Source organism: Salinadaptatus halalkaliphilus (genome assembly GCF_006543045.1).
GTDB classification, from domain to species: Archaea; Halobacteriota; Halobacteria; order Halobacteriales; family Natrialbaceae; genus Salinadaptatus; species Salinadaptatus halalkaliphilus.
This window is the reverse complement of sequence record NZ_RBZW01000023.1, coordinates 1-16,338: the sequence shown is the minus strand read 5'-3', so window position 1 is coordinate 16,338 and position 16,338 is coordinate 1. Positions and strand designations below refer to the sequence as shown.

Annotated in this window: 13 protein-coding genes and 1 pseudogene; 9 read left to right on the top strand and 5 right to left on the bottom strand. The window is 56.6% G+C overall.

Features of this window, described 5'->3' with window-relative positions; all coding sequences use genetic code 11:
• Positions 1 to 163 precede the first annotated feature (163 nt).
• Positions 164 to 772: pseudogene (locus D8Y22_RS23520) on the bottom strand (ATP-binding protein); the annotation flags it as partial.
• Positions 773 to 990: 218 nt separating this feature from the next.
• Here D8Y22_RS23520 and D8Y22_RS10510 point away from each other — a divergent pair.
• The 5 genes from D8Y22_RS10510 (at position 991) to D8Y22_RS10490 (ending at position 8,863) form a co-directional block, all read left to right on the top strand.
• Positions 991 to 2,508 carry a metallophosphoesterase family protein gene (locus D8Y22_RS10510; RefSeq protein WP_141464666.1) on the top strand — a complete coding sequence of 506 codons (1,518 nt, stop codon included), beginning with the start codon at positions 991 to 993 and terminating at the stop codon, positions 2,506 to 2,508.
• Positions 2,505 to 5,216, top strand: a complete 2,712-nt coding sequence (locus tag D8Y22_RS10505) for an AAA family ATPase (protein WP_141464665.1) — start codon at positions 2,505 to 2,507, stop codon at positions 5,214 to 5,216. The genes D8Y22_RS10510 and D8Y22_RS10505 overlap by 4 nt, the downstream gene beginning before the upstream one ends.
• Positions 5,216 to 6,481, top strand: a complete 1,266-nt coding sequence (locus D8Y22_RS10500) for a DNA double-strand break repair nuclease NurA (RefSeq protein WP_141464664.1) — start codon at positions 5,216 to 5,218, stop codon at positions 6,479 to 6,481. Before D8Y22_RS10505 ends, D8Y22_RS10500 begins: the two co-directional genes overlap by 1 nt.
• 73 nt (positions 6,482 to 6,554) lie before the next feature.
• Positions 6,555 to 7,220, top strand: a complete 666-nt coding sequence (locus D8Y22_RS10495) for a hypothetical protein (protein WP_141464663.1) — start codon at positions 6,555 to 6,557, stop codon at positions 7,218 to 7,220.
• Entirely contained in the window at positions 7,220 to 8,863 is a 1,644-nt protein-coding gene (locus tag D8Y22_RS10490) for an ATP-binding protein (RefSeq protein WP_141464662.1), read from the top strand. The genes D8Y22_RS10495 and D8Y22_RS10490 overlap by 1 nt, the downstream gene beginning before the upstream one ends.
• Before the next feature lie 142 nt (positions 8,864 to 9,005).
• On the opposite strand, the gene D8Y22_RS10485 is transcribed toward D8Y22_RS10490, so the two are convergent.
• Positions 9,006 to 9,764 carry a hypothetical protein gene (locus tag D8Y22_RS10485; RefSeq protein ID WP_141464661.1) on the bottom strand — a complete coding sequence of 253 codons (759 nt, stop codon included), beginning with the start codon at positions 9,762 to 9,764 and terminating at the stop codon, positions 9,006 to 9,008.
• A 121-nt stretch (positions 9,765 to 9,885) separates the two neighbouring features.
• Between D8Y22_RS10485 and D8Y22_RS10480 the strand changes: the two genes are divergently transcribed.
• Positions 9,886 to 11,001, top strand: a complete 1,116-nt coding sequence (locus tag D8Y22_RS10480) for a hypothetical protein (RefSeq protein WP_141464660.1) — start codon at positions 9,886 to 9,888, stop codon at positions 10,999 to 11,001.
• Positions 11,002 to 11,035: 34 nt separating this feature from the next.
• Here the strand turns inward: D8Y22_RS10480 and D8Y22_RS10475 are convergent, their stop codons facing one another.
• On the bottom strand, positions 11,036 to 13,309 hold the full coding sequence (locus tag D8Y22_RS10475; protein WP_141464659.1) for a phospholipase D-like domain-containing protein: 2,274 nt from the start codon (positions 13,307 to 13,309) through the stop codon (positions 11,036 to 11,038).
• 712 nt (positions 13,310 to 14,021) lie between these two features.
• Between D8Y22_RS10475 and D8Y22_RS23515 the strand changes: the two genes are divergently transcribed.
• Genes D8Y22_RS23515 through D8Y22_RS10470 form a run of 3 tightly spaced genes read left to right on the top strand, consistent with a single transcriptional unit; the run spans position 14,022 to position 14,565 of the window.
• Positions 14,022 to 14,174: a DUF7837 family putative zinc-binding protein gene (locus tag D8Y22_RS23515; protein ID WP_449421052.1), complete on the top strand. Its 153-nt coding sequence runs from the start codon at positions 14,022 to 14,024 to the stop codon at positions 14,172 to 14,174.
• A gap of 9 nt (positions 14,175 to 14,183) precedes the next feature.
• The gene (locus tag D8Y22_RS23350; RefSeq protein WP_394348204.1) at positions 14,184 to 14,333 is read left to right on the top strand and encodes a zinc-ribbon domain-containing protein; all 150 of its coding nucleotides are present in this window, start codon (positions 14,184 to 14,186) and stop codon (positions 14,331 to 14,333) included.
• Positions 14,334 to 14,337: 4 nt separating this feature from the next.
• The gene (locus tag D8Y22_RS10470) at positions 14,338 to 14,565 is read left to right on the top strand and encodes a hypothetical protein (protein ID WP_141464676.1); all 228 of its coding nucleotides are present in this window, start codon (positions 14,338 to 14,340) and stop codon (positions 14,563 to 14,565) included.
• Positions 14,566 to 14,600: 35 nt separating this feature from the next.
• Here the strand turns inward: D8Y22_RS10470 and D8Y22_RS10465 are convergent, their stop codons facing one another.
• Positions 14,601 to 14,981 carry a hypothetical protein gene (locus tag D8Y22_RS10465; protein WP_141464658.1) on the bottom strand — a complete coding sequence of 127 codons (381 nt, stop codon included), beginning with the start codon at positions 14,979 to 14,981 and terminating at the stop codon, positions 14,601 to 14,603.
• Positions 14,982 to 15,632: 651 nt separating this feature from the next.
• On the bottom strand, positions 15,633 to 15,920 hold the full coding sequence (locus D8Y22_RS10455) for a PadR family transcriptional regulator (RefSeq protein ID WP_141464657.1): 288 nt from the start codon (positions 15,918 to 15,920) through the stop codon (positions 15,633 to 15,635).
• Between the last annotated feature and the right edge of the window lie 418 nt (positions 15,921 to 16,338).

Here is a 16,338-nt window from a genome sequence, read left to right as displayed (position 1 = left end):
GAGTAGTTGTTTCTCGCGTCACGTGCACGAGTGATGCGTCTGCGTAATCGCGGACAGTTTCTCGACGAACACGCCACGTTCGCTCCCATTCTGGACAGTCCATTCGGATTCGTTTCAACTCTGGTAAGAGCGTGACTGTGTTTTCGTCGAGCGTACGGAGTTTCCGTTCGATCCTCTCACGCAGGTTTTCCGGATTGCGGAGTGGAAACTCGAAGACAGTCGTGTACCCTTCGTTGAGGAGCTTTTGCACGGCTGAAGATGGAGTGGCCTCGTTCGGTAGTCCCAGCACAGGAACATCGGATGCGGCGACCCCATCTGGAAACGCTTCCCGGATATCGGGTTCTGCACTGAGAAGCTCCGCTGTTTGTTCTCTGTCGAATCGTGCGGCAACCGATGGCGAGAAGACGGCGGGTTGGTCTGTGATCCCTAGTACTGAGGTGAAGCCCCGGCCTTTGTGCCCGATCGAAGTGTCGCCTGCTTTCGTCGTTCGTGTAGTTAAGGTGAGTGCATAGAGATCGTCGATGGTAAACGCAGCACCGTTGTTCGCCACGAGGAGCGTGTCCTCGGAGAGTTCAAATCGTACTTCTGGGTCAGACGTTTTCCCCATCTCGTCGACGGCGTTCTGGAGGAGTTCGAAAATGAAGCGACCATCGTAATCCGCTCGATCTTGGCGTTCAGTTCCCGCATCAGATTCGATCCGATCTGGATTACTCCGATAGGTGTCCAGATGCGTCTCTTGAATTTCCTCTATTGTTGAGTGGTCGGATGACATACCATTTAGGGTCTACCCGTGCTACTTATCCCTGTTGACCTATCGGTAGGCTCGTTACGAATATCTACAGCTTCATTGCTAATACGAATCCTGATTTTCACTTTCACGTTGGTTGTCGGATGTTTAATAGCTGTCCGGTCGCATGTAGCCATAGACGCTCAGTCACGTGATTTGAAACCGGCCTTGACTGAATACGGACTGACCTTGATTCACCGACAATGTTAACGTTTGGACATATTGCGGACACACACCTCGGGCATCGACAGTACGGACTGAAACAACGCGAGGACGACATGGTGTCGTCTACGCGCGCCGCGTTCCAAGACATGGTTGAGGAACGCGAGACGGACGCGATCCTGTTACCGGGGGATCTGTTCCACTCTCGGGATCTTCGACCGAAAGTCCTCCATCAAACAGAGCAGGAACTTGACCGAGTGCCGGATGACGTGCCGGTGTTAGTGTCTCGGGGAAACCACGACGAGAACCTGACGCCGCGTGACGTGACGTGGCTAAATTACCTGCATCAGCGCGGCCAAGTCGTGTTTCTGAAGGCTGATCTGAATGCGAATCCGGATATGGCTCGATTCGAACCGTACGATCCCGATGATCCGGGTGAGTACGCGGGGTTCTACGATATCGAGACAGCAGAGTGTGAGGGGCCGGTTCGTGTGTTTGGTCTCCAGTGGCGGGGTGCGAAGACTGGGCAGGCACTTCAGCAAGTGGCGAACGGCATTCAAGCTGCGAATGACGAGTACGGAGAGCCGGCGTGGACCGTATTGCTAGCGCATTTCGGGATTGAAGACGAGGTGCCGACGCTCGGCGGGACAGTAACCCATGGCGAGCTGCGAGACGTGAAGGACGTCGTGGATTACCTGGCGCTCGGACACATTCACAAGCGGTACGAACCGGGTGGGTGGATCTACAATCCCGGCTCGCCTGAAGCACATAACACGCGGGAAGGACGAGCTGAGTGGGAGCACGGCTACTACTCGGTCACACTCGACGCCGGAAGATCCGAGGCTGGTGGTGACGCGATTGATTTCGATGCGGAGCATCACCCGACGAAGCGACGGCCGTACTACCGGATTGAACTCGACGTGACGGCGTATGAGTCACCCGGCGATCTCGAAACTGCGTTTCAGGAACACGTTCGGGATAAGCAGGCTGCGATGACAGAGTACTGCAGTCAGGACGAGTTCACGGCACAAGGCGAGCCGCGAGAACCGATTGTCGACCTTCGGTTCACGGGAACGTTGCAGTTCAGCCGCGGGGATTTCCGGACGGATGAACTTGCGGCGTGGGTGGAAGAAGCGTGTGGCGCATTGTACGTACAGGTGAATACAGGGATTCGGACGGCGAACGTGCAGCAACTCCTCTCGGAGATCGACGAGGACGAGGTGTTCAAGGATGGGCAGTTGAACACGGCTGCATTAGAGCACCGCGTTTTCGAGACGATTGCGAAGGAATCGATCTATGATGACCACGCAGCCGATGTCGCTGACGTGTTGGGGAACGCTCATCAAATGGCGCAGGCTGACGAAGCCGTTGAAGATATTCGTGACTCGGTGAGTTCGGCGCGCCAGGAGTTGTTCCCGGAACTGACAGACGATGTCGTGCTGGACATTGAAGAAGATCCGTTCGCCGATGCTGAAACGGGCGAAGAGACATCTGGTGACGTGACGGGCGGCGACGAAGCAGACGTAGAGACGGAGGCAGGGGAGGTGGTGGAACAATGAGAATCACGGAGGTTGCGCTGGAAGACATCAAATCGTACGAAGACCGGACTGTCGTGCCGATTGAAGGCGGCGTGACAGCGATTCTCGGTGAGAACGGTGCGGGGAAATCGACGATTCAGGAGGCCATCGGATTCGCATTGTTCGACTCGCTCCCGTTCAATAATAAGGAGTTCGTGCGTGAAGGCGCGAGTTCCGGAACGGTCGAGGTCACATTTGAGCAGGACTCGCAGCGCGGGACGGAACGGTACAGAGTTGTTCGGTCGGTCGGCCGGTCGAAGTACGGCGTGCACCGGTATGATCCCGATGCTGACGAGTGGATCGACCAGGACATTGATTCCAAGACACAGTTGGTGGACTGGTTGTGTGCGCGCTTCGATGTTGAAGATGGAGGTGAACTTAGCAGTCTCTGGAGTTCGAGCATCGGGGTGCCCCAAACGCGATTTCTGTCGGACTTCTCGCAAACACCTCGGAATCGCAAGGCAACGTTCGATGCGCTCCTGAATCTGGACGCGTACGAGGAGTCGTGGGAGACGCTCAAGGACGTGCCGGACTCGATTGAGAGCCAGCAGCAGGATCTTCGCAGGGACATTGATACGCTCACTGGCGAAGTACAGGGTCTGCCGGACGAGCGAGCGGAAGCGGAGTCGTTGGCTGACGATGTTGAGGCAATTGAAGCGGGAATCGAACGGAAAACCGGTGAGTTGTCGGAGAAGGAGGAGGCGTACGAGCAACTGGAAGCCGTTGAAGAGGAGATCGACCGCCTTGACCAGGAAGCAGATTCGTTAGAAGGGGACATCGACTCGACAGAGAGCAATTTGGAGACGGCCAAAGAGGAACTCGTGGCCGCCGAAGAGGCACAGGAGAAATGCGAGGCGAACCGTGAGGAGTATCGTCAGTACAAGGAGGCACGCGAGCGGCAGGACGAGTTAGAGGAACAGGAGGCCGAACGGGACGCACTCGTCGAGGAACGAGACGAACAGGAAGACACGATCCAAGCGATCCAATTCGAGGTCGAACAACTGGAAGACGACCTGGAAGAACTGGAGGCAGCTCGAGAGACGTTGGAGGCGCGTGAAGAGGAGAAGGAACGGTATGAAGAACTCGATGAACGCATTGAGTCGCTGAAAGACCGCGAGGACGACGTAGAGGCATTCGAGGAGGAAATCGAGCAGTTGGCAGAGCAGATCGAATCGAAGGAGTGTGAAATCGAGGCGAAAGAGGAGACGATCGCGGAGATAGAGGACGAGTGGGAAGCGACGACGGATCCGCAAACGCTCTCCGATGAGATTAACGACCGGGAGGCGAGCCGGAAGCAACTGGCGAGCGAGCGCGAGCGGCTTGAAGAACAGTTGGACAGGTTGCGTGACACGGATGTTGATGCGCCGTGCCCGACGTGTGACCGTCCGTTAAAAGAGGATCATCGGTCGAAGACGATCGAACAGCGTGAAGTCCGGATCGAGGAAATCGAGACGGAACGCGAGGAACTCGCGGAAGAACTCGATGCGTTGGGTGAGCGGCGTGACGCGGCGAGGGAGGTCAAGCAGCGCGTTGATAAGCTCCCTGTTCATCGGGACAAAATCGAGTCGTTGGAAGGTGAGATCGAAGACCTGCGTGCCGAGAAAGAAGAGACGGAGGCGGAATTAGCGGACTTGGAAGATGATTTAGCGGATCTCCCGGACCTCGAAGCCGAGCGAGACGACTTGGAGGAGGCGTACGACGAGTATCAGACTGCTGAATTCAGAGTCAAGGAGCATACTGATGTCCCCGATGAATTGGAGGCAAAACGGGCCGAACTAGAGGAGGAAGACTCGACGCTGGCGGAGATCGAAAACGAGTTGGAAACGTTCGAGGGCTTGGATGAAGAGTTGACGGAAATAAAGGAAACGCTAGAGGAGACGGAGTCGGCACATCAGACGTATATCAAGCACGAGCAGCAAGCGTCACAGGTGGAGGATCGGCGGGAGAGAGTCGAAGACCTGGAGAGCGAACTTGCGGATCTCCAAGCGGATCTCGAAGAGACGGAGGCAGAACTGGAAGAGACGAAAGCGACGTTCGATGAAGAGCGATTCGAGACGCTGGAATCAGAAATCGACGACCTCAAGGAGGAACTGGCAGGCGATCGGCGGTCATTAGAGCACAAGAAGGAGAACCTGAAGGAGGTTCGTGAAACAATCGAGGAGTTGGAGGCGAAGCTAGAGGAGCGCCAGGAGAAACTCCAGCAAGTGAAGGAACTGAAAGCGGACCAGCAGTTCGCCAACTGGGTTCGAGAGAACGTCCGCGAGGCCGGGCCGAAAATGCGCGAAATCATCACGGACCGGATTGGATCCCGAGCGAATGAGTTGTTCCGATCAATTCGCGGCGCGTCGGCAGAAACGCTGGAGTGGACGAGCGACTACGATATCGTCGTGCACGATGCAGACGTCCGAAAATCGTTTTCGACGCTGAGTGGCGGGGAGAAGATGGCGGCTGCACTTGCGGTGCGACTGGCGATTCTCGAGCAGTTAGCGTCGGTTGGGGTCGCGTTCTTGGATGAACCGACAGCGAACCTCGACCGACAAAAGAAACGGAATCTGGTCAGCCAACTCAAACAACTGGATAGCTTCGAGCAACTCACGGTCATTAGTCACGACCAGACGTTCGATTCGATGACTGACTACACGATCACCATCGAGAAAGACCGGCAGACCTCGGAGGTGTCGGTCAATTAATGCCGATCGATAAACGCGGCGTCGCGTCTGAATTGGAAGCGAACATCGGCACGATCAAGACGTATCTCGAAGACGATACGGGGATCGTGGAACGGTATCAAGACGCGTTTCAGCGGCTACCCAGCGAGTGGACAAGCGAGGAGATTCGAGCCTCGCTCCAGGACGCGTCATACCCGGGGGCGTATCCGACGGACGAGTTCGATGACGTGGACAGTCTCATCGTCCCGTACCCGGAGAGCGACGGGTGGGAGAATCACGAGGAGGTCAACGAGTGGGCGCGCGAGATTATCCGTGACGTGCCGGTGATGGCTGTCGATGGGTCACAACTCCCGCCGACAACGCAATTCAACGTCCCGCTCGCATACGTCCAAGCGGCATGGGCGGTCAACCATCATCACGCCGAGGGGCGGCTTGACCGCGGCGTTGAGGGGCGACTCTTGACGCCTGACGAGGTCACACAAGAATCAGAGGACGGAGACTACCGGTTCGTTGATTCCCAACTCGTGGGGCATCACCGGTTCGAACACGAAGGGCGGCTACTCATCAACCAACTCTCGGAGTTAGCTGACGCGCGTGATGCAGGCGATATCGATCATACCCCGGTCGTGTTCTACGACGGGCCGTTGATCGCGTCGTTTGCGAATCCGTTGAAGCCCGAGACCCGAGAACGGTACATCTCGACGCTGAGTCGAGTTATTGCAGCGAGTCAGCACCACGAGATCCCGCTGGTCGGGTACGTTGCCGGGTCGAGCGCAACTGAACTCGTGAAGATGACGCGACTCCTGTTGCGCGAGGAGTTCGGGACGGATCGCGTTATTCCGGATGCGCACGTCTTGACGGAGTTGATGAGCCCGTGGGGCGACACGACGATCCCATTCATCTCGAAACGTGATGGGAGCATCGACGCGTTGCAGACAACGTACGATGGGGAAGCGTACGAATTCCGCGATGACATCTTGTTCTCGTACCTGAACGTGCCGCCGGGCGCTGGACTCGACCGAATCGAATTCCCCGGGTGGCTGTGCCGCAGTCCCGGCCCCGACGGATACGATTCGATGTACGAGTATACCGTCGACATCGTGCGGGCAGAAGCAGGCATCGGACGTGGTTATCCTGAAATCCTGCAACAGGCCGATAGCGACGCTGTGTTAGACCATCAAGACCGCCAACAGTTCCAGCGCGTCGTCCAACGCTGGGCTGAATCGAACGACGTGCCGCTGGAATGGGACGCCAAAGCACTAAGCAAGGAACTTCGACGACGATGATTCACCACCACACCCCACACGCACCAACAGGATGCACCGCTCGACGACCAGACAACAGTACGGAGACGGAGCTATGACAGACACACCAACTAACGAAGACAGTCCGGATCTCGATTCGTGCGTTCGGATTGGCAGCATCGTGTCCTCGAACAGCCACTTGGATTACGTCGTCGAGGTGTACAAGGAACGGGACTGTGATTGTCCACCGGAACTTCACGAGCGCGAGTTCGGGCAACCAGTCTTCATCAAGAAAACCGTCGACGGAACCGAGCACGCGGTCATGGGTGTGATTTATGACACGCAGTTAGTCGATCCTGACCAGGGACGAACCGGGCCGCGATTAGCGCAGGACGATCAGGCTCAGTTCACACCGGGATACATCGAAGAGCGTACCACGCTCGCTGGCGTGGCGCTTCTCGGTACCGCAGAGATCTCCGAGGATGGGGAAATTCAGGAGCCAACACATCAAATGCCGCGGTGGACGTTAGAAGTCGAGGATACCGTCTTCAACTGTCCGGATCAGGTCACGGTTTCCTTCCATACCGTCGACGATCAGATTCAGTTGGCGTACATGGATCGACTCTTGGACATTGCTGGTGACCTCGGGTCAGAGGTCATCGTCGCACTGATTAACCGGTTACAAGGGATGCTGCCGGACGACGATCCGAACCAGCGAGTACTAGATGTGGTTGAACAAAACGTGCAGTGGCAGGCGCGTGAACAGCGAGGGGTGGTCTAATGGCAGACCGATCAGACGTGGTCGGAACCGTCGCCGGACCGGGTGACGATCCGAACGAATTCGTGTTCGTGACCCCGTCGGACAAGTCGATCAAGACGGGTGAGTTCATCACGTACACTGTCTCGGTTGAAGACGAGCCACGATCAGTGTTCGCTCGCGTGACGAACCGGGAGTTGATACGCGGACTACCGGAGGGGTTCCTTGCAGATCCGGAGGTCGGGCCGGAGACAGTCGCGGCAACGCTCGGTGTGCCGACTGATGATACCGAGTTGTACCGGTTGACAGCAACGGTCATCGGGTACTACGACACGAATATGACGACGTTCGCTAATCCTCGCCAGCTACCTGACCCGGGGACGCCACTGTCGATCGCACCGCATCAACAACTCGAAACCGTATTGCCGAACCTCGGCTGTGAAACTGACAGCACGGATGTCACATCACTTGACGGAGTCGCGCACGTCGGCTGGCTGTTGAATCGACCGGCAGAGGCGACAAATCTACACATTCCGATCGAAGAGTTCGCTTCGACACACCTAGCGATTCTCGCATCAACCGGGAGCGGGAAATCCTACACAGCGTCGGTCTTGATCGAGGAGATGATGCGTCCGACCTCGCGTGCATCACTACTCGTGTTTGACCCACACGGTGAATACGATACGCTGGCGGAAATGCAGGGCGAAGAGGCGTTCCAAGGTGAAGATGGGTACGAACCGGATGTCGTCTACTACGATCCAGAGCGGCTTCGGGTTCGGATTTCCGAGTTGGAAATCGGCGATGTGATGGCGGTGTTGGATAACCCGAGTAACCGAATGCAAGATCGCCTCTCGACGGCGTGGCGATCGATGCAGAACCGTGAAAGCCGGACGTGGGGGATCGATGCACTCATTGCGGAAATGGAAGCCGAGTTCGGGGCTGATGACGCAAGTGTCGGCGCATTAGAGTGGCGGCTCCGCAGGTCGATCGAGCGAAATGACCTCTTCCATCCCGAAGAGAACGTACCGCTGGATGAAATCGTGGACCCAGGGCAGTGTACCGTTCTTCAGATGGATACGTTGGATCGGCGGGATCAGCAACTTATTACGACCGTTCTGCTGCGGCGAATGTATCGAGAGCGACTCGGTGACGTGCGGAACCGGGATTCAGATATCGAGCACCCGATTTTCGCCTTGTTCGAAGAAGGGCACCGGTTTGCTCCGGCCTCCGGTGAAGCCCCATCGCTAGGGATCATGCGAACGATTACGTCCGAAGGCCGCAAGTTCGGATTCGGACTCGGGATTATCAGTCAACGTCCGTCGAAAATCGATCAAGACGTCCTGTCGCAGTGCGGAACGCAGATTTCGATGCAGATCAAGAATCCGAGTGACCAGGACGCGATCAAAAACTCTGTGGAGGCCGCTGGCGAAGACGTGCTTCGAGAGTTGCCCGGTTTGACCCCAGGGCAAGCGGTCGTGTCTGGTGATGCAATGAACACGCCGGCACTGATCCAGGTTCGACAGCGACGCACACCACACGGTGCTGGAAGCCGGCCAGTCATCGAGGAATGGCGCGAAGCATACGACGAACGGCAACGAGAGCCGACACAGTCCGAATCTGCTGATTTCGGGGAAGGAGAATCGACTGGCGTTCAGAGTCTCGATTAATGTGATCTGGCTGTGAGCGAGAAGTACGCTTTTGAGGGCGCGGTGACTCTGCCGAGAAAGTAACTGCCTGCCAGCGGTCACGGAGATTCTATTATTGCAAGAGACGGCTCGTCCCTATACCTTGATCATCAGTGACCCAGTACTACGGAACTTTATCGACGACATCGCGTAGGTCATCTGGGCTGGACCAGGCGAAGCATCGATCGTGGAGTTCGAACAGACGGAATTCGTTGAGGTGGACCCAGCTGTATGAGACGGGTGCCTGTTCGCTATCTTCTCGATCCGCTAATCGGTCGATGATGTCTGGTGTTGTGAGGCTGATGTTGTTCTTGTTGGCTGCTGTGGTGAGCGAGTCCAGCTCTTTTTCTGTGGTAGCTTCGTCGAGGTCGTCGTTGAAGTAGATAGTCGCGGCAGCCGCGATGACGTCTGTTTCTGTATCGAGGTTCTGTGCAGTCATCCACGCGTAGTCACGTGGCAGCACGTACGATTTGTGGAAGTATGGCGTCGTGCTGATCTTTCCGAGTTCGGTGACTTCGCCGCCGGCGTCCTGTTCATATACGGCGACGATGGTATCGGCGTGTGCAGCGAGGAGGGTGAATCGGATGCGGAAGACGGGGAGCCGATCGATATCCAATTCTAGGAGATCGCCCATCAGGAATGGGTATGTACCGAGCCGTTTGTCGAGTTCGTTCTGGACGATGCGGAGCCGTCGAATGTATGGATCGCGGTAGCTGCCGAGGATGAAATATGAGTCTTCGGGAGTGTGGAGGTGCGGAAGTTCTCGGTTGGCGAACCCCAGTATGTCCGATGTTTCGTGAGGTTCTAATTCGAGACCCTGGAGCGCATCATTCACGCTCTCCATGATCTCCGCTGCATCCGGAGGCGGGCCGGGGTCAGCCATACTGTGTGCTCCTCGGCGAGTGAGTAAATAGGTTGCTAACTAGTATGCCTATATCGAAGTTTAACCACATCAGTTGACCCAAAGTGTTATTCGCATCGCCAAGGTACTTTCAAATGAGAATATGAGTGATTCGCCTGCCGCGAAGGGTGACGGCCCGTTTGAAGAACAGCGGCAGATCTACGATCTTCTCTCCCAGGAGACGCGGCACTTGATCCTGCAGTTCATTCTTGGCCACGCGGAGCATCTCCCGTCACTCGATGAGTTGGCGTATATGATGCCGAAAAACAAGGCCGCAATCCGGGATCAACTGAAGGTTCTCAGTGATAACGACATCATCGACTGCTATCAGTACCCGCCGAATGAGGACGCGCGGGACCTCCCATCACAGTTCTACGGCCTGACCGAGCACGGTGTGGAAATTCTCTACGAGTACAATTATCTCCGCGGGCTCCCCGTCGCACGTGTACTCTACGATAACACGCGCCTTTCGGAGAAAGCCCAACGGCACCGTGACGCACCGCGTCCGGAACTCCCGGAGCAAGTTATGGAAGCGCTCACGATTGACGAGGATGACGATACTGACTTCGACCGCTTGGAGCAATATATCCGGGAGCGAAAGAGGAACACACACAGCGTCGACGATCAGGTAACCGTCGCAAAGGCGTTCTACAAAGCGGGGATTGGTCCCGAGGAAGAGGGGATTAAGCAAACGAAATTGCTGGACTCGCTTGATGTCAATATCGAGTACCAACTGCGAACGGTGCTGAATCGTCTTGTCGATATTGGAGTGCTTGCGCAGACCGCGCCGCCTGGACCGGACATCTTTGCGATTAGCGAACGGCTTGACGAAATCGTGAATGGGCAGGTGACTGAGGAAGCTGAAGCGAATCTGAATGCCCTCATCGCACATATTGACGACGAACTGCAGGTCACGGCGCTTTCTGAGGATGCTGCAGAGCGGGACGGGCCGCAGACCCGTGCCTCAGAACCGTCTGTCGCCGTCGCTGACGGTGCTGGACGAACAATCCGAAGTATCCTCGCTGCGGAGTTTGGTATCGAACCAGAGCAAGTTATCGAGTATCTGCGGTCCGGTGACCCAGTGGACCGACTCAATACGGCTGTCGAAGCGATTGAGTCCTCTGAAGAGGTCACGAGATCAGAAGACTACGGACAGATCGTGTTTGTCCAACCTGCGTATCGCTACCGACTGACCGAGCAGGCGATGGAACTCGTGTAGTCCCCCGCGAGAGTCAGACAGGCGATCGTGAAGACTAGTCCCCAAGCAATCGAGAAAAGAAGCCACCGGATTCGTCGGTATCCGACGCGTCTTCCGTGTTGGCTGACTGCTCAGTGTCCGTACCGGTTTCGGCCGCCCCGTTCAGGAGTTCGGTGACGGAGTACCCGATCCACTCCGCGAATTCCTCAGGGGCGCCGATGTAGACGCTTGTAGAGGACTTTTCGGACATGAATCGTTTGGGGAGACGCTTCTCGTAGTCGTATACTTCGTACTCTTCGCGGTCGAAGTCAGCTGTGATGGCATTCGGCTCCGACTCGAACGTGACACGGCCGCCTTGGATATCTCGCTGCCACTTCAACCGCCCCGTGTCGTACGTCTTCTCGGCCGGCTCATCAGCGGGGAAGTACTCGGGTTGCTCTCGACCGGCTTCGTCGTAGAATTCGCGGACAATGCGACGGACGTCTTCGATAGTGCCGTTTCCGTCGGTCCACGGCTGCTCGGTGAGCATTCGCCGAGCCACGTAGCTGAAGATCGGGTTCTGCCGTTCCAGCACGTCCGAAAGGTCGTCTTGTGCTTCGCGGAAGCCCGGGTCCTCCGGATTGGAGGGGAAAGAGACGTCCATGCTCAGGATTTTCATTCGGTTCCGGAACTCGGATTTCGGGAGCGCGTCGTTGGTCGTGAAGATGAGACACGGCTGATCGACGCTGGTGGGCGTCCAGTCGCCCCAGTAGTTTCGGATCGGGCTCCACCGCTGAATCTTCTCCTTCTCCGCGTCGATGATAGCGTACGGGAAACACGTGTCCCACTCACGGACGCCGCGGACCTCTTTGACGCCGACATCGTCCGCGTCTACACCGGAGATGACCGTGTTGTCGGAGACGAGTCGCAGGATGTACTCAGTGAGCTTGTCTTTCCCCGCGTCACTCTTCCCTTCGATGTAGAGGTGCTGCAGGACGTTGTCCAGCGTCCGGGACGGTGACGACAACGCCGCGGCGTACTGGTTGGCGAACGGGGCCCAGAACCCGTAGAGGAACGCTTCGTACATCTGCGCCATCACTGCGGTCTCGGATTGCGTGTGGCCGTGGTTCTCGACCGCCTCGATGTAGTCTTCGATTGTTTCGAGGCAGTGATCCAGGACTTCGGGGGTCGGCTCGTCGGTGGCGACAAGAATCATTTCGTCATCCTCGCCGATCACGACCTGTTCGGCCTCCGGAAGGATGGACATCGTTGGGATGGCTGTCGATTCCTTGACCTGCTTGTTATACGCGCTCATTGGCGCGGTAATGCTGTGGTCTTCGACGGTCGCGCCACGGTCACGGAGCCCAGCCCCGAACTCGTCAGCAGTGTCTTTGTCCACCTTGCTGGTTCCCATCCGTATCTTCTCGTCGGGTGCACGAATCCGCGGACGGTCGAGCCCATCCGTCAGCCCCGTTTCGTGATCCGATTCGACGAGTCCGACGTCCGGTGATTCGTCGTCATCCGGAGCGACGCTCGAGCTTTCATCGTCCGTTGGCTCGTCTGGCTCGATGACGTTGCGATCGGCGTTCTCGGGGTCTTCGACGAACGCAACTGTCTCGTCGGCCTCCTCTGGGTCGTCGACGACGGCAGTGACCTGATCGGCAACATCTTTCAGGTCCTCGACGGCATCCTGATTCAGGGCGGCAATGTCGCTCACGTCAAGGTCACCGGCACCAACCCAGTACTCGATGCGGTTCTCCCGCTCTTCGGGCGAGTCGGCATCCTCTAACGCCTCGACAAGCCCTTCGAGGAGTGTCTGGTCGCTGTACCCTTCGCGGTACTCGTCGATGAACCGCTCGAACTCCTCGTCCAGTTCGGTCCCGACATCGGTCGTGAAGACCGAAATCTGGTTCGTGTGGTACTCCCAAGAGTTCCGTGAGAGGTTGGCCGATCCTTGAACAAGCTTCACCGTGTCGTCCGGCATGACAATTCGATAAATCTTCGAGTGGACTGTCTTCCGGTTCTTCAATCGGATCGTGAGTCGGTTGTCCTGTCGAAGTCGGACGAGCGACCTGGCCGTGGACACCTCGCTCACCTGGTCGGCATAGTCTTCGGCGTTCCCGATAAGCACGTCAAGTGAGCCGATATCGTACTCGGTCAGCATCTGTACCATCAGCTCGGGTGTCTCCGCATACGTCACGGCGTCCACGTGACGAGCGCCTGCGAACAGATCAAGAAAGTCGTCCCGATCTTTCACCATCGCCAAGCGGTATTTCGCAGCACCCGATCCGTAGAACTCCGGCATATCCGCGAATCTGTCGAACGAGACATTCGCCGTCAGTTCGTCCATACACACAACAGCGGCCTGATACGAATAAAACCGTGCCGTAGCGTGGTAGTGGAGTAGACGCTGTCGGCACTTGGAGACACTTCGACAGCGACACACACCGGACGGTGCTGGGAGCCGGCCAGTCATTGAGGAATGGCGCGAAGCATACGACGAACGGCAACGCGAACCGACGCAGTCAGAAGGAACTGACTCCGGTGAAGGTGATTCGAGGGCAGTTGGAAATCTTAACCAGGTCAGATAAGAGTCCCCTTATAGGGATTGGCGAGGGAGTATGGGAGCAGTGACAAGGGAGAGGGAGAGCCAGAGTCCTCTAGGGTGGCTAAGCAAATCCTGAGGCGAACTCGGGACTGGAAGGGGATCAAAGCTGCTGAAGCCGGTCGTAGAACACGTCGTAGAAAAACACGTCGAAGGTATACCCGGTGAGACGTCGAGTATTCCTATGGAACGGTATATGCTGAGCCCAAGGTTGGCTTCCCAGCCAGCATTCTCACAAGTCCGTCTTGAGACGCGTGATCTTTGGCGGTAACCGCTTTTTATTTTCTTCTTGCAGTGCAGTACCTGAATTGGGACTTATATCCGCTATTTTCAGTTTCACTGTGGTTGGCTCGCTTATATACAAACGGGGTACGATACTGGTAGTAGAGAGGGGACAAACACGACCACTCTGTCACCGTCACACGCACTCCTCTCCAACCAATCTCGTTATCAAACCTTGTCCACGACGAACCCACCAGCTCTCGGTACATGCCCGTGTTGCCACGCCGAGATCACGACGACTGACGTGATCCTTGAGTATGAAACAGAGATGGGACCGGCAGTATACGCCGAGTGCCCCGAGTGCCGAGACGTTGTGAATCCGGAGTAGTTTCCTATAATGTTCGAGGGTGTAAACTGGTTGCTGGCCCGCACATTCCAGAATGAAGTCGTGTACGAGTGTCGGCGCTGCGGTACCACTGTTGACGAAGATACTGAGACCTGTCCAGCCTGCGGAGCGGACGCCATCGTCCAACACCAGATCTCCTGAATACATGCCGAGAGAGTACAAGCAGATCCTAGAGATTGTGGCGGAGAAACCGGGAGCCACCGTCGAGGAAATCACGGACCTGGCACAGTACCGTGACATCACCGACACCGATATCCCGGATCTCCTCTCAAAAGCGGTCGACAACGACGATTTTCTCGAGTTCGATGACCGGTACTGGGTGATGCGGACAGGCAAGTACCGGTTCCATCGCTACGACCACCCGGAAACCTGACACTCCCTTTCCAAGTCTGAGCCCCGTCCGTTGTCCTATTCTACTGCGAACTCCGATCTCATCATCCGTGTGATCGCTGATTCGAGATCTGCTGGCTGCTGCGTGCCGATGAAGATCCGTGTCTCATCAGTCAACACGAGTTCGACACCACGGTTGCCGCGGAGCCGGTACACCGTATCACCATCGAACGACCGGCGCAGCCCCCAGTGCCATCCACCGTAGGTCAACGACGAGTACGTCGCAACCCGGACGTCATCGACTTCACGGAACGAGATGTGGCGGAACGACCGCTGAAACGGGCCAAGTCGCACAGCGACACTGTCGTACCGCACCTCGATCACGAGCCGAAGTATCCAAAACCGCTCGATCGTCTCCCGATAAACAGGTGACCGCTCCGCCCCGTTTTCCGTCACCATGTGACTAATGTCGACGTGGCCACAGTAAAAGATGGCCTCCGATACTACTGCCGCTGCACCACGGTACCACTGCCTTTAACGGGATTTCAGACCTTACAGGGATGTGCTGGTATCAAGGCCGGCTGTCAGCTGGTGCTGTGTTTGGATCCCTGTATGGAATCGTTGGACAATCTCGGACTGGTGCTTCGGACACGCCATCGGAAGGATGACCCCGTCCTGAACCTGGACCAGAGGATGCGGCGAATTGTACGGGGCGAGACGGCAGCTGGGGCACGACACTCCGCCGGCCGGTCGATGATGGAGGAGATCGGCCGTATCTTCGGACGTCAATCCACAGACCGACGAGAACTGCTCGAGGTGGTCGTCACAGCTGAGGACAGGGACCGTGAGCTGATCCAAGAGGAGAAACGACACCTCTTCCTGCCCGCCAGACTGGACGGCAGACTGGCACGCATCACACCCAATAGCTGACAGCGACTGCTGGATATCTGGTGATGCCATTGTGTATCCGCGGGCCGCCACACAGGTAAGTCATGGGGCACTACCCTTTCCATACCTCCAAGCTACCGGACGATCACCGGTGGTCGAGACGCTTTCATCGGATCCAGAAGAGATCGCCGGCAGTCGACCAACTGGAACAGCACTCAACAGTTACTCAGAGAAGAGGTCTTCAACGTACTGTTCCTCCCAGTCACGTCGAGCCTCGATCTCACGGGTTCCGCGGCGGGTCACCGAGTACACGTTGGTGCGGCGATCGGCTTCACCTTTCTCGACGAGACCTTTGTCGACGAGTGTGTCGAGGTTCGGGTAGAGACGGCCGTGATGGATCTCTTTCTCGTAGTAGTTCTCGAGTTCATCCTTGATTGCCAAGCCGTGGGGTTCCTCGAGGCCGGCAACGACGTACAGCAGGTCGCGCTGGAATCCAGTCAGATCGTACATATCAGAACCCATGGCTATCAGCGGCTTAAAAATAGGGGTAACAATGTCGCATCAGACATTACCGGGTCGAACTATAATAGAAATTCCAACAGGCTTGTAACTCGGCGGTTTTCCTCACTAAGACTGGTCGGTGATCGCTTTCGATCTGTCTCGAGTGTCTACTTGATTCACACTTGCCTTGTTGAACGCAAGACGGCATCGGGGTGGGGTTGCTGATCTACAATTTCACGGCGTTAGAGACGGCTTTTCGACCTCAGAAGATGCAGTAGCTGTCAGTCACAGCAATTGCTGATGAGTCAAAACTATGGTACCTTGCTCCGTTGTTGCCTTGTTTTGCCGCCGAATGACGACAGTCTCAGACGCTCTCACGGTTATCTTCCGTCAGATTAACTGGGAAATGGACGCCGTCTGGCGATAT

What these genes read in the sequence shown, in the direction of transcription:
- D8Y22_RS10510 (WP_141464666.1), top strand. Translation starts at nt 991, where the DNA reads ATGTTAACGTTTGGACATATTGCGGACACACACCTCGGGCATCGACAG.
- D8Y22_RS10505 (WP_141464665.1), top strand. Translation starts at nt 2,505, where the DNA reads ATGAGAATCACGGAGGTTGCGCTGGAAGACATCAAATCGTACGAAGAC.
- D8Y22_RS10500 (WP_141464664.1), top strand. Translation starts at nt 5,216, where the DNA reads ATGCCGATCGATAAACGCGGCGTCGCGTCTGAATTGGAAGCGAACATC.
- D8Y22_RS10495 (WP_141464663.1), top strand. Translation starts at nt 6,555, where the DNA reads ATGACAGACACACCAACTAACGAAGACAGTCCGGATCTCGATTCGTGC.
- D8Y22_RS10490 (WP_141464662.1), top strand. Translation starts at nt 7,220, where the DNA reads ATGGCAGACCGATCAGACGTGGTCGGAACCGTCGCCGGACCGGGTGAC.
- D8Y22_RS10485 (WP_141464661.1), bottom strand. Translation starts at nt 9,764, where the DNA reads ATGGCTGACCCCGGCCCGCCTCCGGATGCAGCGGAGATCATGGAGAGC.
- D8Y22_RS10480 (WP_141464660.1), top strand. Translation starts at nt 9,886, where the DNA reads ATGAGTGATTCGCCTGCCGCGAAGGGTGACGGCCCGTTTGAAGAACAG.
- D8Y22_RS10475 (WP_141464659.1), bottom strand. Translation starts at nt 13,309, where the DNA reads ATGGACGAACTGACGGCGAATGTCTCGTTCGACAGATTCGCGGATATG.
- D8Y22_RS23350 (WP_394348204.1), top strand. Translation starts at nt 14,184, where the DNA reads ATGTTCGAGGGTGTAAACTGGTTGCTGGCCCGCACATTCCAGAATGAA.
- D8Y22_RS10470 (WP_141464676.1), top strand. Translation starts at nt 14,338, where the DNA reads ATGCCGAGAGAGTACAAGCAGATCCTAGAGATTGTGGCGGAGAAACCG.
- D8Y22_RS10465 (WP_141464658.1), bottom strand. Translation starts at nt 14,981, where the DNA reads ATGGTGACGGAAAACGGGGCGGAGCGGTCACCTGTTTATCGGGAGACG.
- D8Y22_RS10455 (WP_141464657.1), bottom strand. Translation starts at nt 15,920, where the DNA reads ATGTACGATCTGACTGGATTCCAGCGCGACCTGCTGTACGTCGTTGCC.